This window comes from Devosia sp. (genome assembly GCF_017307565.1).
In the GTDB taxonomy this organism is placed as follows: domain Bacteria; phylum Pseudomonadota; class Alphaproteobacteria; order Rhizobiales; family Devosiaceae; genus Devosia.
In genome coordinates this window covers 1-1,250 of record NZ_JAFKHD010000017.1, presented here as the reverse complement: position 1 = coordinate 1,250, position 1,250 = coordinate 1, and the positions used below count along the sequence as shown (strand labels likewise).

Annotated in this window: 1 protein-coding gene; it reads left to right on the top strand. The window is 66.5% G+C overall.

Annotated features, from left to right (window positions below; all coding sequences use genetic code 11):
• Positions 1–5 precede the first annotated feature (5 nt).
• On the top strand, positions 6–1,250 hold a 1,245-nt coding region (locus tag J0I64_RS00210; RefSeq protein ID WP_291405284.1), incomplete at its 3' end, for an MFS transporter.

The following is a 1,250-nucleotide window of genomic DNA, read 5'->3' as shown; positions in this document are numbered from 1 at the left end:
AGGTTTTGGACGAGGCCGGAGCCGGCCGCTATCAGCGACGCCTCCTCGGCATTTTCGGTCTCGTCTGGGCGGCCGACGCCATGCAGGTGCTGGCCGTGGGCTTCACCAGCGCCTCGATCGCGGCGAGCTTTGAGGTTTCCCTTCCCGAAGCGCTGCAGACCGGCACGCTGTTCTTCCTCGGCATGCTGATCGGGGCGAGCCTTTTCGGCCGTCTCGCCGATCGCTTTGGCCGTCGCCGCGTGCTGCTCATCACCGTCGCCTGCGACGCGGTCTTCGGGCTCCTGTCGGTCTTTGCGCCCAATCTCTTCATTCTCTTCGCGCTGCGCTTCCTCACCGGCGTCGCCGTCGGCGGCACACTGCCGGTCGACTACGCCATGATGGCCGAGTTCCTGCCCGCCAGGAACCGTGGCCGCTGGCTCGTCGTCCTCGAAGGTTTTTGGGCCATCGGCACCGTCGCCGTGGCCCTCGCTGCCTGGGTCGCCAGCATCTATGTGCCGGGCGATGCCTGGCGCTGGATTTTCGCCGTAACGGCCCTGCCGGCCCTGATCGGCATCTGGCTGCGCCTCTGGGTGCCTGAATCCCCGCTTTATCTACTGCGCCGCGGCCAGCAGCAGGACCTCAAGTCCGTGCTCAACGCCATTCTCAAGACCAATGGCAAGGCCGAACTCCCCGCTGACGCCGTCATCGCCGCCCCCGCCAGCGAACCCAATCCGGGCATTTTCACCCCGAGCCTTCGCCGCCGCACCTTTTCGATCCTGCTCGTCTGGTTCCTGGTGTCGATTTCCTACTATGGCATCTTCACCTGGCTGCCGGCCCGCCTGGCCCAGGAAGGTTTTGGTTATGTCCGCGGCTATGGCTTCCTGGTGCTCGTCGCCCTCGCCCAGATCCCCGGCTATGCCCTTGCCGCCTGGGGCGTCGAAGCCGTTGGCCGCAAGCCCACGCTGATCGGCTTCCTCGGCCTCAGCGCCGTTGGGTGCCTGCTCTTCATTCTTGCGAGCGACTCCTACCTTCTGGGCGGCGCCATCCTGCTGATGAGCTTTGCGCTGCTGGGCACCTGGGGCGCACTCTATGCCTTCACGCCCGAACTCTACCCCACCGTTTCCCGCGCCACCGGCATGGGCGCAGCCGGCGCCATGGCTCGCCTCGGGGGGCTCTTTGCGCCATCGGTCATGGCGCTGGTCTTCGTGCAGAACTTTGCCCTGGCCATCGCACTCTTTGCGGGCCTGCTCGTCCTCGGCGCGATCGCCGCA